Annotated in this window: 9 protein-coding genes; 6 read left to right on the top strand and 3 right to left on the bottom strand. The window is 67.5% G+C overall.

Annotated features, from left to right (window positions below; all coding sequences use genetic code 11):
- Nucleotides 1-149 precede the first annotated feature (149 nt).
- The 6 genes from ACZY0R_RS37535 to ACZY0R_RS37560 all read left to right on the top strand — a co-directional run bounded on the left by ACZY0R_RS37535 (nucleotide 150) and on the right by ACZY0R_RS37560 (nucleotide 9,939).
- Nucleotides 150-749, top strand: a complete 600-nt coding sequence (locus tag ACZY0R_RS37535) for a MarR family winged helix-turn-helix transcriptional regulator (protein ID WP_488865674.1) — start codon at nucleotides 150-152, stop codon at nucleotides 747-749.
- A gap of 92 nt (nucleotides 750-841) precedes the next feature.
- Nucleotides 842-1,582: a tetratricopeptide repeat protein gene (locus ACZY0R_RS37540; protein ID WP_488865676.1), complete on the top strand. Its 741-nt coding sequence runs from the start codon at nucleotides 842-844 to the stop codon at nucleotides 1,580-1,582.
- 168 nt (nucleotides 1,583-1,750) lie between these two features.
- A complete protein-coding gene (locus ACZY0R_RS37545) occupies nucleotides 1,751-5,296 on the top strand; it encodes a transglutaminase family protein (protein ID WP_488865678.1) in 3,546 nt (1,181 codons plus the stop codon).
- A 27-nt stretch (nucleotides 5,297-5,323) separates the two neighbouring features.
- Nucleotides 5,324-7,987: a circularly permuted type 2 ATP-grasp protein gene (locus ACZY0R_RS37550; protein ID WP_488865680.1), complete on the top strand. Its 2,664-nt coding sequence runs from the start codon at nucleotides 5,324-5,326 to the stop codon at nucleotides 7,985-7,987.
- Between the two features lie 8 nt (nucleotides 7,988-7,995).
- Complete coding sequence (locus ACZY0R_RS37555; protein WP_488865682.1) at nucleotides 7,996-8,928, top strand: transglutaminase family protein; 933 nt, start codon at nucleotides 7,996-7,998, stop codon at nucleotides 8,926-8,928.
- 78 nt (nucleotides 8,929-9,006) lie between these two features.
- Nucleotides 9,007-9,939 carry an alpha-E domain-containing protein gene (locus ACZY0R_RS37560; protein ID WP_488865684.1) on the top strand — a complete coding sequence of 311 codons (933 nt, stop codon included), beginning with the start codon at nucleotides 9,007-9,009 and terminating at the stop codon, nucleotides 9,937-9,939.
- A gap of 112 nt (nucleotides 9,940-10,051) precedes the next feature.
- On the opposite strand, the gene ACZY0R_RS37565 is transcribed toward ACZY0R_RS37560, so the two are convergent.
- The 3 genes from ACZY0R_RS37565 to mrdA all read right to left on the bottom strand — a co-directional run bounded on the left by ACZY0R_RS37565 (nucleotide 10,052) and on the right by mrdA (nucleotide 14,375).
- On the bottom strand, nucleotides 10,052-10,819 hold the full coding sequence (locus tag ACZY0R_RS37565; RefSeq protein ID WP_488865686.1) for a ParA family protein: 768 nt from the start codon (nucleotides 10,817-10,819) through the stop codon (nucleotides 10,052-10,054).
- An 82-nt stretch (nucleotides 10,820-10,901) separates the two neighbouring features.
- A complete protein-coding gene (gene rodA, locus ACZY0R_RS37570) occupies nucleotides 10,902-12,044 on the bottom strand; it encodes a rod shape-determining protein RodA (protein ID WP_488865688.1) in 1,143 nt (380 codons plus the stop codon).
- A gap of 12 nt (nucleotides 12,045-12,056) precedes the next feature.
- Entirely contained in the window at nucleotides 12,057-14,375 is a 2,319-nt protein-coding gene (mrdA, locus tag ACZY0R_RS37575; RefSeq protein WP_488865690.1) for a penicillin-binding protein 2, read from the bottom strand.
- Nucleotides 14,376-14,390: the final 15 nt, after the last annotated feature.

The following is a 14,390-nucleotide window of genomic DNA, read 5'->3' on the forward strand; positions in this document are numbered from 1 at the left end:
GATCTGCGCGTTTCGTTCCTTGTCGCCGGATGCCCGGCCGTACCCCGGCGGCTGCGTTGTCCATGCGGCTCGCCAGTTTTTGTGCAGCGGCACAGACGCTAACACCCACCCATATAATTGACAAAATCAACTAAATTTGCGGGTGCGGCATGGGCGATGACGAGACGGGCGGGCAGGGGAGCGGGAACTCCAGGGAGCTTGCGGACGAACGGGAATGGGATGCCGGCGAGACGCTGCAGCATCCCGCCCGGCTGGCTGACTTCCTTAACTACCGCCTCTATCACCTGAGCCGTGTCGCCCTGCAAGCCAGCGGGCATCACCTGCGCGCCGCGGTCGGCGTGAGCCGGCGCGAGTGGCGCATGCTGGCTTTCCTCGGCGAGCAGCCGGGCACGCGCCTGACGGAGCTGGCGCAAAGCGCCGGGCTGGACAAGGTGCTGGCCAGCCGCGCCGTGCATGCCCTGATGGCGCGTGGGCTGGTGCTGCGCGCCACGCGCGAGACGGACCGGCGGGCGGCGGCGTTCGTGCTGAGCGAGGAGGGCGAGGCAGTCTACCGGCAGGCCTTTGCGCAGGCGCAGGCCTTCAACGCCCGCCTGGCCGCCTGCCTGGATCCGGCGGAGGCGCGGGTGCTGGGGCGTTGCCTGTCCCGCCTGCAAGCAGAGGCCGAAACCTTGCTGGCGCAGGCGCAAGCGCTGCCCGACACCGTACCCGCGCCTGCGCAGTCCCCCCAGAACTGGTGGCGCCAGCCGTAAGGTCCGGCCGCCGGCTTCCGACTGCACCCTGCGACTTCCTGCTCCTACACTTGTAGACTTGGAGTCAGCGCGTGCACTGCCTGGAGCCTGCCATGCCGCTTGTTCGTCTCTTTTCGCCCTGGCTGCGCGCCGCCACCGCCGCAGCGCTGCTGCCCGCCTGCCTTCTTGCTGCCCCGCTTGCCCATGCCGCGCCCCAGCCTCCCGCACCGGCGCAAGCGCTGACGCGCCAGGCGGTGGCCGCCTACGACGCAGGCGCCTTCGATGCGGCCTTGCGCGACTTTGCCAAGGCGGCCGAGCAGGGCAACCGGCTGGCCCAGTTCAATTACGCGATGATGCTGCTGCGCGGCGAGGGCACGCCGGTGCGCCCGCAGGAGGCGCTGGTCTGGCTGCGCCGGGCCGCCGACAACGACATGACCCACGCCCAGTTCACTTTTGGTGAGTTGTACGAGCACGGCGAACTGGTGCCGCGCTCGCTGGAATCCGCCAACGAGTGGTACCGCCGCGCGGCGGAAGGCGGCCATGTGCAGGCCCAGGTTGAGCTGGCGACGAACTACTTTACCGGGCGCGGCGTGGCGCGGGACTACGGCAAGGCATTCCAGTGGTACAGCCGCGCCGCCAGCGCCGGCGACGGCGGCGCGCAATACATCGTCGGCAGCTATTACGAGCGTGGCGAGCCCGGCGTGGTGGAGAAAGACATCGAGCAGGCCAAGATCTGGTACGCCCGCTCCGCCTCGCACGGAGACCCCGGCGCGCTGGCCAAGCTGCGCTCGCTGCTGGAGCAGGGGCTGAAAGACAAGGCGAAAGCCAATCCCAAAGGAGCCGGTGCCATGTAATGCCCCGGTCGCATTGTCATGGTGCCATATCAGGTGGAGTACCCGCGGCCAGGCTGACGCCGGCCGGAGCAGAGCGTAATCAAGGAGGAAGCCGCGCCTCGTCGAGCCCGGGGCGGTACAACTCTTGCTTGTAAGCACAACACAAAACCTGCGCAATGGGAGGCCCGAGTGGCAACGCACGTCGCACTGAACCACGTCACCCACTACCGGTATGACCGGCCGGTGAAACTTTCGCCGCAAGTGGTACGGCTCCGGCCCGCCCCACACTGCCGCACCCCCATTCTTTCGTATTCGCTGCGCATCGAGCCCGAGCAGCATTTCATCAACTGGCAGCAGGACCCGTTCGCCAACTACCTGGCCCGGCTGGTGATCCCCGAGCCCACGACCGGGTTCAAGATCACCGTCGACCTGGTGGTCGAGATGGCGGTCTACAACCCGTTCGACTTCTTCCTGGAACCCTACGCCGAGCGTTTCCCCTTCAGTTACGAGGCCGGCCTGGCGCACGAACTGGCGCCCTATATGGTCAAGGGCGAGCCGACGCCGCGCTTTGCCGCCTTCGTGGAGAGCATCCCGCGCACGCCGCAGGTCACCATCGATTTCCTGGTGGGCCTGAACCAGCGCCTGCAGGAGGACATCCGCTACCTGATCCGCATGGAGCCCGGCGTGCAGACGCCTGAGCAGACGCTGGAATCCGGCGCGGGCTCCTGCCGCGATTCGGGCTGGCTGCTGGTGCAGACGCTGCGCCACCTGGGCCTGGCGGCGCGCTTCGTGTCCGGCTACCTGCTGCAACTGGCGCCCGACGTGAAATCCATCGACGGCCCCAGCGGCACCGAGGTGGACTTCACCGACCTGCACGCCTGGTGCGAGGTCTACCTGCCCGGCGCGGGCTGGATCGGCCTGGACCCCACCTCCGGCCTGCTGGCCGGCGAAGGCCATATCCCGGTGGCGTGCACGCCGGAGCCCAGCAGCGCGGCGCCGGTCAGCGGCGCGGTGGACGAGAGCGAGGTGAGCTTTCACCACGAGATGGCGATCACCCGCATCTATGAGTCGCCGCGGGTGACCAAGCCCTATACCGAGGAGCAGTGGCAGGCCGTGGCCGCCACCGGCGCCGAGGTCGATCGCTTGCTCAACGCGCAGGACGTGCGCCTGACCATGGGCGGCGAGCCCACCTTTGTCGCGGTCAGGGACCGCGACGGCGCGGAGTGGAACACCGACGCGCTTGGCCCCACCAAACGCGCCTATGCCACCGAACTGGTGCATAAACTGCGCGGGCGCTACGGCGAGGGCGGTTTCCTGCACTTTGGCCAGGGCAAGTGGTACCCCGGCGAGCAACTGCCGCGCTGGGCCTTGTCGATCTGCTGGCGCGCCGATGGCCAGCCTTGCTGGCAGGATCCGTCGCTGTTCGCCGACGAGCGTGAGCCGGGCGACTATACGGAGGCCGACGCGCAGCGTTTCCTCGACAGCCTGGCCGGCCGGCTCGGCCTCAATCCGGGCTTTGTGCAGCCCGGCTATGAAGACACCTGGTATTACCTCTGGCGCGAGCGCCGGCTGCCGGTCAACGTCGACCCCATGGACGCGCGGCTGGACGACGAGATGGAGCGCATGCGCCTGCGCCGCGTGTTCGATGGCGGCCTGTCGCGGCCGACCGGCTACGTGCTGCCGCTGCGCCGCACCGGCGAGGAGGATGGCCCTGCCTTGTCCGACCAGCGCTGGATCAGCGGACCGTGGTTCTTCCGCGACGACCGCATGTACTTGCTGCCCGGCGATTCGCCGATGGGCTATCGCCTGCCGCTCGATGCCCTGCCCTGGGTCAGCGAGGCGGACTACCCCTGGCAGTTCGACCAGGACCCGTTCGCGGTGCGCTCGCCGCTGCCCACCGGCGCACAGCTGCGCACGCAGTTGCCGGGCCTTGCCGGCACGGGTGCCGAGACTGGCCATGGTCCCGAGATTCGCGCCAGCACCGCGGCTTTCCCGGCACCCGGCTCCGCGATGGCAAGGAGCGCGGTTGCCGGCGCCGGCAGGGCCGCGGGCATTGCCGTCGGTGCCGGCACGCCCGGCGGCCAGGCGGCGGACCTGGCGCGCGTGCCCGGACGCGGCGAATCCGCGGGCTGGATCACCCGCACCGCGCTCTGCGTGGAGGTGCGCCACCCCAGCCGCGCCGCGGGCCCCAAGGCCGAGAGCAAGGCTGCTGGCGACAAGCGCGGCATGCTCTATGTCTTCATGCCGCCGCTGACCGTGCTGGAGGATTACCTGGAACTGCTGGCCGCGGTGGAAGCCACCGCGGCCGGGCTGGGCGTGAAGGTCGTGCTGGAAGGCTACCCGCCCCCGCGCGACGTGCGCCTGAAGGTGCTGCAGGTCACGCCCGATCCCGGCGTGATCGAGGTCAATATCCATCCCGCGGCCAATTGGGACGAACTGGTCGACCATGCCGAGTTTCTCTACCAGGCGGCCCACGAAACCTACCTCAGCACCGAGAAGTTCATGCTCGACGGCCGCCACACCGGCACCGGCGGCGGCAACCACTTCGTGCTGGGCGGCGCCACCCCGGCCGACAGCCCTTTCCTGCGCCGCCCCGATGTGCTGTCCAGCCTGATCGCGTACTGGCACAACCATCCCTCGCTGTCCTACCTGTTCTCGGGCATGTTCATCGGCCCCACCAGCCAGGCGCCGCGCGTGGACGAGGCACGCAACGACCAGCTTTACGAACTCGAGATCGCCTTTGCCGAACTGCAGTACCAGCTCGACCGCCTGAGCGGCACGCAAGGGGCGGCCGGCGCCAATGGCGCGCACATGCCGCCGTGGCTGGTCGACCGCGCGTTGCGCAATATCCTGATCGACGTCACCGGCAACACGCACCGCAGCGAGTTCTGCATCGACAAGCTCTACTCGCCCGACGGCCCCACCGGCCGGCTCGGCCTGCTGGAGCTGCGTGCGTTCGAGATGCCGCCGCACGCACGCATGAGCCTGGTGCAGCAACTGCTGCTGCGCGCGCTGGTGGCACGCTTCTGGCGCGAGCCGTATCGCGCGCGGCTCACGCGCTGGGGCACCGAGCTGCACGACCGCTTCCTGCTGGGCACCTTCGTGCAGATGGATTTCGACGACGTGCTCACCGAGATGCGCGAGGCGGGCTTCGCCTTCGACAGCGCCTGGTTCGCCCCGCATTTCGAATTCCGCTTCCCGCGCGTGGGCGAGCTGGCGGCGGGCGGGCTGGCGCTGACGCTGCGCTCCGCGCTTGAGCCCTGGCACGTGATGGGCGAGGAGGGCAGCGCCGGCGGCACCGTGCGCTATGTGGATTCCTCGCTGGAGCGCATCGAGGTGCGCGTGCTGGGCCTGAACGACAGCCGCCACGTGGTCACGGTCAACGGCCGCGCGGTGCCGCTGCAGCCCACCGGGCGCGTCGGCGAGTTCGTGGCGGGGGTGCGCTACCGGGCCTGGGCGCCGCCGTCCGCGCTCCATCCCACCATCCCGTCGCACGCGCCGCTGACTTTCGACGTGGTGGACACCTGGATGGGACGCAGCATCGGCGGATGCCAGTATCATGTTTCGCATCCGGGCGGGCGCAGCTACGAGACCTTCCCGGTCAATGCCTACGAGGCCGAAAGCCGGCGCCTGACACGCTTCTTCACACTCGGACACACACCGGGCGTGATGCGCGTGGAGGAACCCCGCCGCAGCCTCGAGTTTCCGTTCACGCTGGATTTGCGGCAACGCTGATCCGGCTCGCCCCCAAGCCGCGCCGCCGTGCCTCAACAGCCGTCACTGCCTTTCGATGAATCCACCCCCGCGGTAGACGCGGTGACGCACCGCGCGCGGCCGGTGCCGCCCGGCCACCTTGACGAACTGGGCGCTTGCGGCGACGGGCTGCGCGCGCCGTGGGCGAGCTTCTTCCAGGTGCTGGGCGAGGAAGGCATCGACGGCCTCGACCAGCAGGCCGCCGCCATGGCGCGCCAGATCCGCGACAACGGCGTGACCTACAACGTGTACGCGGACAACGCCGACAATGCCGGCGCACGCGCCTGGGCGCTGGACCTGCTGCCCTTCCTGGTGTCCGAGCAGGACTGGGAGCGGATCGAACGCGGCGTGATCCAGCGGGCCGCGCTGGCCAACGCCATGGTGGCCGACATCTACGGGCCGCAGACCCTGCTGTCCAAGGGTTTGCTGCCGGCCGGCCTGGTCTTCGGCCATCCCGGCTACCTGCGCCCGCTCAAGGGCTACCAGCCGCCGGGCGGCAATTTCCTGCATATCGTCGCAGTGGACCTGGCGCATACCGTGGAGGGCGGCTGGACCGTCATGGCCCACCGCACGGAAACGCCTTCGGGCATGGGCTATGCGCTGGAAAACCGGCTGATCATTTCCAGCCTGTTCGCCGATGCGTTCCGCGAGCTGCGCGTGCGGCGCCTGCCTGCCGCGTTCACGCAGCTGGTGGCCACGCTGGCGCAGCAGCCCGCGGCGCAGCCACCCGCGCCCGAATCCGCTGCCGGTGCGGCGGCGGCGGTCAGCAAGCACATCGTGCTGCTCACCCCGGGCCCCTACAACGAGACCTATTTCGAGCACACCTTCCTGGCCCGCTACCTCGGCATCACGCTGGTCGAGGGCAAGGACCTGACCGTGCGCAACGAAGTGGTCTACCTGAAGACGCTGGCCGGGCTGGAACGCGTCGACGTGGTGCTGCGCCGCCTGGACGATGCCTATTGCGATCCGGTCGAGCTGCGGCAGGACTCCACGCTTGGCGTGCCAGGCTTGCTGCAGGCGATGCGCGCGGGCAATGTGCTGGTCTCCAACGCGCCCGGGTCGGGCTTCCTGGAAACGCCGGCCATCCACGGTTTCCTGCCCGCCATCGCCCGCGAACTGCTGGGCGAGCCGTTGCTGCTGCCCGGCGTGCCGAGCTGGTGGTGCGGCGAGGCCACCGCGCGCGCGGAAGCGCTCGCGCAATTCAGCGAAGCCTTCCTGATGCCGACCTATCCGCGCGGCATGGCGCAGCCGTGGGAAGGGCCACGGCTGGGCATGGAGCGCGGCCTGCAGCGGCTGGCCGACTGGCGCGAGCGCATCGAGCAGGTGCCCGATCTGTTCACCATCCAGGCCGACCTGCCGCTGTCGCACGCGCCGCGCTGGGAATGCCCGCATATCGGCTCGCGCATGGCCATGCTGCGGGTGTACGCCATCGCCGACGGGCGCGGCGGCTGGCAGGTGATGCCGGGCGGCTTTACCCGGCTCGCGGGAGAAGGGCAGCCGGCGGTTTCGATGCAGCTCGGCGGGTCCAGCGTCGATACCTGGGTGCTGTCGAGCCAGCCGGCACAGCCGATGCCGATGCCGCCGCCGTTCCCGATGGCTAGCACGGGCCTGGGTCCGGCCCCCAAGCCGCTGGCGGTATCGAGCCGCGCCGCCGAGAACCTGTTCTGGGCCGGCCGCTACGCCGAGCGCGCGGAGAACAATGTGCGCCTGTGCCGGCTTGTGCTGGGCTCGATCGAGAGCAGCGACGACCGCGACGACAGCGCGCTCGACGTGATCGGCGAACTGGTGCAGGCCTGCGGCCTGCTGCCGACCGGCGCCCCGCAGCCGCGGGCCTCGCTGCGCGTGTTCGAGCGCAGCCTGGTGTCCGCGCTGGCGGAAGACGCCGGCTGGACCAGCGTGGGGCAGAACCTGGCCAGCCACGTGCATGCCGCCACCGAGATCCGCAACCGGCTGTCCAATGACCACTGGCGCACCATCCTGGCCGCGCGCAACGATTTCGGCGACGCGATGGCGGCCGCTTGTGGCGGCAGCCCGGGCGCGGCGGGCTGCGACGCCGGCTACTACGACCGGCCGCGCGTGCTGGCGGCGCTGGATCACCTGGGCATGCAGCTCGCCGCCATCAGCGGCGCCCAGGGCGACCGCATGACCCGCGATGAAGCCTGGCGCCTGCTGTTCATCGGCCGCCATATCGAGCGCGTGGCCACGCTGTCGACCTTCCTGCAGGTGTTCGCGCACAACGGCGCGCTGCTGCACCGGACCTGCTTCGACCTGGTGCTGCACCTGTTCGACAGCACGCTGACCTTCCGCGCGCTCTATCCCGGCCGCTCCGATGTGCCGGCGCTGGTCGACCAGATCGTGATCGAGCCCACCAATCCGCGCGGGCTCTATGGCGTGCTGGCGCGGCTGCGCGTCAAGCTCGGCCAGGTCACGCCCCCGGCCAGTCCGGCAGGCACCGCGCGTTTGCCGCTGCCGCAGTTCCTGCCCGCGGTGGAGACGCTGCCTGGCTGGGAGGCGCTATGCGAGCGCGATGCCGACGGGCAATACACCAAGCTGGTGCAATTGTGCGGGCAGCTGACGAGCACGATGGTGCAATTGTCCGACGAAATCAGTGCGCGCTACTTCAGCCATGCCGGCATGGCCGGGACGGGTGCCTGGGCCGGGGTGCAGCCATGACCGCGGCGATGAACGAGACGACCGCCGCCGTCGAGCCCGCGACACCCGCGCCGCGCGCCGCAACCGTGCTGACCGTCCACCACAAGACCATCTACGACTACACCGCGCCGGTGGAAAACGCCCAGCAGCGCGCCGTGGTGTTCCCGGTCACTTGCCCGTGGCAGGCGGTGCTCTCGCACAGCACGCTGATCGAGCCGGCGCCGTCGCACCAGCGTGCGGACACCGATGCCTTCGGCAACAACGTGCTGTATTTCACCATCGACGTGCCGCACGACTTCATGCAGCTCGCCTGCGAGAGCACGGTCAGCCTGACGCCGCGCTGGGAGGCGCTCGATCCCGCCGCCAGCATGCCGTGGGAAGCCGCGGTGGCGGCGCTGCGCTTTCGCGCCGGCCAGCCCTTCATGCCGCAGAGCGAGTTCTGCTTCGCCTCGCCCAACATAGCGCTGCATCCGGACCTCAAGGCCTACGCGCTGGCCAGCTTCGCGCCCGGCGCGACGGTGGTGGCGGGCGCCATCGACCTGATGCACCGCATCCATGCCGACTTCGAATACCACGCCACCGCCACCGAGGTCGATACGCCGGCGCTGCAGGCCTTCGGCCTGCGCAGCGGCGTGTGCCAGGATTTCGCCCAGGTGATGATCGGCTGCCTGCGCTCGCTTGGCCTCGCCGCGCGCTATGTCAGCGGCTACTTGTGCACCGAACCGCCGCCCGGGCAGCCCAGGCTGATCGGCGCCGACGCCTCGCACGCGTGGCTGTCGGTCTACTGCCCGCTGGCCGGCTGGGTCGACCTCGATCCCACCAACGATGTGCTGGCCGACACCGGCCACGTCACGCTGGCGTTCGGGCGCGACTACAGCGATGTCTCGCTGCTGCGTGGGGTCATCGTCGGCGGCGGCGCGCACGATGTCGAAGTGGAGGTCAGCGTGTTGCCGATCGTGTAGCGACGCCGCCGCGGTCAGTGGCTGGCAAGCCAATTGCTTGTCGGTAGCCTGGGTTTGCCGAGAAAAGGGGGAATCATCATGCTAAGCCGCACCGCCGACCACCTGTTCTGGATGGCCCGCTACACCGAGCGTGCGGAGAACACCGCACGCATGCTCGACGTCAACTACCAGGCCTCGATGTTGCCCCAGTCGCACGACTTGGCCCGGCAAGGCTGGCTGGCGATGCTCGATGTGACCGAACTCACGCCGGTATTTGCCGAGCATCACGGCGCGGTGGCGCACGGGGAGGTGATCGACTTCATGGTGCGGGACCTGAGCCACCCCGCGTCGATCATGTCGTGCCTGCGCGCCGCCCGCGAAAACGCCCGTGCGGTGCGCGGCGCGCTTACCACGCCGCTTTGGGAGACCATCAACACCACCTGGCTCGATGTGCAGCAGATGGTTGCCGACGGGATCCTGCGGCACGATCCTGCGCAGTTCTTCGAGTGGGTGAAGTTCCGCTCTCACCTTACGCGCGGCGTGGAAGCCGGGACCATGCTCAAGGACGAAGCCTATTGCTTCATGCGCCTGGGGACGTTCCTGGAACGGGCGGATAACACAGCCCGCATTCTCGATGTCAAGTTCCAGGCTACCGACCTGGGGCAGCAGCAGGACGACTTCTATCAGTGGGCTGCCGTATTGCGCTCGGTGTCGGGGCTGGAGATGTATCGCAAGGTTTATCGCTCGGTGGTCACGCCGGAACGCGTGGCGGAGCTGCTGATCGTGCATCCGGATATGCCGCGGTCGCTGGCGGCTAGCTTGCGGGAGGTGGTTTCGTTGCTGGCGCAGGTGCGTAATGGGCTGTCAGGGGAGACTGAGCGGCGTGCGGGGAAGCTGCATGCAGAGCTTAAGTTCACGCGGATTGAGGATGTTTTTTCTGTGGGGATTCATGGGTGGCTTAGTGATTTTTTGCGCAGGATTCATGAGTTGGGGGGTGGGGTTAGTCGGGATTTTTTGATGAAGGGGGTGTAGGGGATCGGGGAGGGGGAAACCGTTGGCTTTTTGGTGTTAATCGGATTTGATTTGGGCGGTGTTGGTTGTACAATCAACGCCGCCCAAGTCACCCTCCCCCCCCAAAAAAAACCTATCCCACCAACTCCTGATGCAACGCTAAATACTCCAACGCCAGCTTATGCCTCGGATCCAGATGAATCATCGGCATCGCATGCTGATGCGACTCCCGGATCTTCACGGACGACGACAACCGTGAATTCAACACCGGCAACCCTTCGCTGACCAGTTCCTCCACCAGTTGCAACGGCAAGGTGGCACGCGGCTGGAACTGGTTGATCACGATCCCTTCGACTTTCAGGTCAGCGTTGTGGTCGTGCTGGATTTCCTTCACGTTGTCGAGCAGCGTATAAAGCGCACGGCGCGAGAAGTCGTCGCAGTCGAACGGAATCAGGCAGCGCTCGACGGCGATCAACGCGGAGCGGGTGTAGAAATTCAAAGCCGGCGGCGTGTCGATGTAGATCGCGTCGTATACCGCTTCCAGCTCGATCAGCGCATCGCGTAGCTTGTAGATCTTGTAGCGGGATTCGAGCTTGCCGTGCAGCGCGTCGAGCTCGGGATGGGCGGGCATCACATCGAGGTTCTCGAACGGCGTGGCATGGATGAACGAGGTGACTTCCACCGGCTTGAAGCTGTACGTCAGCGCGGTGTTGAAGAAGTCTGCCACGGTCGGGGTGGCTTCCGCGGCCTGCGTGCCGAGCAGGTACTGGCTGGAGTTGCCTTGCGCATCCAGGTCAATGACCAGGGTGCGCAGGCCTTCGCTGGCACTGATGGCCGCCAGGTTGCAAACGATGGTCGACTTACCGACACCGCCCTTCTGATTGAATACGACGCGCCGCATTTGAGCCCTTGGATGTGAACGTGCCAAAAGGAAGAGGATACCCTAGCACGGTGTCATTTCAGCGGCCAAATCGCGCGACAGGCTACGTCTGTATCAGCCGCTTCTGACGCGAGATACTCATCAGTATCCCGATCCCCATGCCCAGCGTCACCAGCGCCGTCCCGCCATAGCTCATCAATGGCAACGGCACCCCCACCACGGGCAGGATGCCGCTCACCATCCCCATGTTGACGAACGCGTAGGTGAAGAAGATCAGCGTGATCGCCCCCGCTAGCAGCCGCGAGAACAGCGTCGGCGCGTTGGCCGCGATATACAGCCCGCGGAAGATCAGCAGCAGGTACAGCACCAGCAGCACCGCATTGCCCACCAGGCCGAACTCCTCCGAGAAGACCGCGAAGATAAAGTCGGTGTGCTTTTCCGGGATGAACTCCAGGTGCGTCTGCGTGCCCTTCAGCCAGCCCTTGCCGAAGACGCCGCCGGAGCCGATGGCGATGATCGACTGGATGGTGTGGAAACCTTTGCCGAGCGGGTCGGTGGTCGGATCCAGCAGCGTGCAGATGCGGTGCTGTTGGTAGTCGTGCAGGATCGGCCAGTTGACGCCGGGGGCGCACATATCGTGCTCGAAGGTGACCAGCGCGGTGATGGCCACCACCACGATGGCTAGCAGCGGCAGGATGATCTTCCACGACAGGCCGGCGAAATAGATCACATAGAGGCCGGCGGCCATCACCAGCAGGCCGGTGCCAAGGTCGGGCTGCTTGGCGATCAGGCCGACGGGCACCAGCAGCAGCAGCAGCGCCAGCACGAAATCGAACCACCTGACCGAGCCCTCCCGTTTCTGGAAGTACCACGCCATCATCAGCGGCATGGCGATCTTCATGATCTCGGAGGGCTGGATCACCATGCCGACGTAGAGCCAGCGGCGCGCGCCCTTGCGGATCAGGCCGAACATGGCCACCGCGACCAGCAGCGCCACGCCTACCGTGTAGAGCGGCACCGCCACCCGCATCAGCGTCTGGGTTGGCAGGTAAGCAATGACCCACATCACCACATAGGACAGCAGGATGTTGCGCAACTGGTCCTCGACCCGGCCGGGCATGTCGATGGCGGCGGAGTAAAGCGCCACGATGCCGGTGGCGAACAGCAGGAAGACGATCAGCGCCAGCGGCTTGTCGAAGCCGGTGACGGCCGTCTTGATGAACGATAGGACGCGGCGGCGATCCATGGCGCGTCTCCTTCAGCGTGTAGCGTTGCCGCCGGCCGCGGCGGGCGCGGTTGCCGGTTTGGCGCGGGGTTTGGAACTGGCCGGACCCACCACGGCCTGCGAGGCAGGAGCGGGGGCCGGAGCCGGGCGGCTGTGGCCAAGGGCCTGCGCCATGCGCTCGTCCAGCGTCTGCACCGCCGAGGCCGGCGGGATGGCGGCGGGGTCGATCACCGGCGCCTGCACGGCGGAAGCGGCCGTGGCGGCAGCACCGGCACGGGCCGCGACGCGCGCGGCCGGCGCGCTGGCGCCTTCGCTGGTGGCGGCGGCCTCGCTGGCGCCCATGACCGTGGCGCTGGCGATGCTGGCGGTGTGGCCGGTGGTGAACACGCTGGGCGTATCCACCGGCGGCTTGCCGCCTGCGCGCTCCGACGCGGGCGGGGCGATGTTCTCCAGTTCCTCCGGCCACTTGCCGAGCAGGTAGTAATCCATCACCTTGCGCGCGATCGGCGCGGCCACGGCGCCGCCGAAGCCGGCGTTTTCCACGATCATCGCCAGCGCGATCTTCGGGTTGTCGGCGGGGGCGAATGCGGTATAGAGCGCATGGTCGCGCTTGCGTTCGTCCAGCGCGTGGTGGTTGTACTTCTCGTTCTTGCCCATGGTGAAGGTCTGGGCGGTGCCGGTCTTGCCGGCCGACTCGTAGGCGGCGCCGGCAAAGGCGCGCGCAGCCGTGCCCGAGTGCGTCACGCCGACCATGGCGCGCTTGATCACGTCGATATCCGCCTGCTTGAACGGCAGCCGGTAGCTCTCCTTGGGCACCGTGAGCTCGCGGTCGCGGGTTACGGAATCCTCCACCGCCTTGACCAAGTGGGGCTTCATCGCGGTGCCGTTGTTGACCAGGATGGCGGTGGCGTTGGCCAGCTGCAGGATGGTGAAGCTGTTGTAGCCCTGTCCGATGCCAAGGGAGATGGTTTCGCCGTCATACCACTTCCGCTGCTCGGGCTTGCGGTAGGCGCGCTGCTTCCATTCGGTCGACGGCAGGATGCCGCGGCTCTCGCCTTCGATGTCGATGCCGGTGATCTGGCCGAAGCCCAGCGGCTTCATGAAGTCATGAATGGCGTTGACGCCCATGTCGCGCGCCAGCATGTAGTAATAGGTATCGCACGACTGCACGATGGAGGAGTTCATGTCCACCCAGCCGTGGCCGCCCGGCTTGTCGTCGCGGAAGGTATGGTTGCCCAGCGTGAATGAGCCCGGATCGTGCATGCCCCAGGCTGCGGTGCGCTTGCCGGTGGTGAGCGCCGCCAGCGCCATGAACGGCTTGTAGGTCGAGCCGGGCGGGTAAGTGCCGCGCAGCGGACGGTTCAGCAGCGGCTTGTCGGGCGAGCCGTTGAGTTCGTTCCAGGTATTGGTGTCGATCCCTTCGACGAACAGGTTGGGGTCGTAGGTCGGCTTGGAAACAAAGGCCAGGATGTCGCCGGTGGCCGGCTCGATCGCCACCAGCGCGCCGCGCTTGTCGCCAAAGAGCGCCTCGGCCAGCTGCTGCAGGCGGATGTCGAGCGACAGGATCAGGTTGTTGCCGGGCGTGGCGGGGGAGGTGGACAGCGTGCGGATGGGGCGTCCGCCCGCGCTCACTTCCACTTCCTCGAAGCCGGTCAGGCCGTGCAGCTCGGTCTCGTAGCTCTGCTCGATGCCGATCTTGCCGATGTAGTTGGAGCCCTTGTAGTTGTCGGCGTCCTTGCGCGGATCATATTTGGCGCCTTCAGCGCTGTTGGCCTCGTCCATGGCCTCGATGCGTTCCTGGTCGCGCTGCGAGATTCGGCCCAGGTAGCCGATCACGTGCGAGGCGGACTCGCCCATCGGGTACTGGCGGAACAGCCGCGCGCGCACGTCCACGCCGGGAAAGCGGAAGCGCTGCGCGGAGAAACGCGCCACTTCCTCATCGGTGAGCTGGCTGCGGATCGGCAGGCTCTCGAAGCTGCGGGATTCTTCCATCAGCCGCTTGAAGCGGCGGCGGTCGCGCGGCTGGATGTCGATCAGCTGGGCCAGTTCCTCGATGGTGTTGTCAAGCGTGTCGGACAGCTTGGACGGCGTGATTTCCAGCGTGTAGGCGGAATAGTTGCGCGCCAGCACCACGCCGTTGCGGTCCATGATGATGCCGCGGTTGGGCTCGATCGGTGCCACCGAGATGCGGTTGTCCTCGGCCTTGGCCGAGTACTGGTCATGCTTGTACCACTGCAGCCAGAGAAAGCGCGTGAACAGCAGGCCGAAGCAGATCACGGCAAACAGGCCCGCCGCCGCTACGCGGATGCGGAAGCGGCCGAGCTCCTGTTCGACATTGCGTATTTCGGTCATGGTACTGCGTCAGCC

Source organism: Cupriavidus sp. F041 (genome assembly GCF_057814235.1).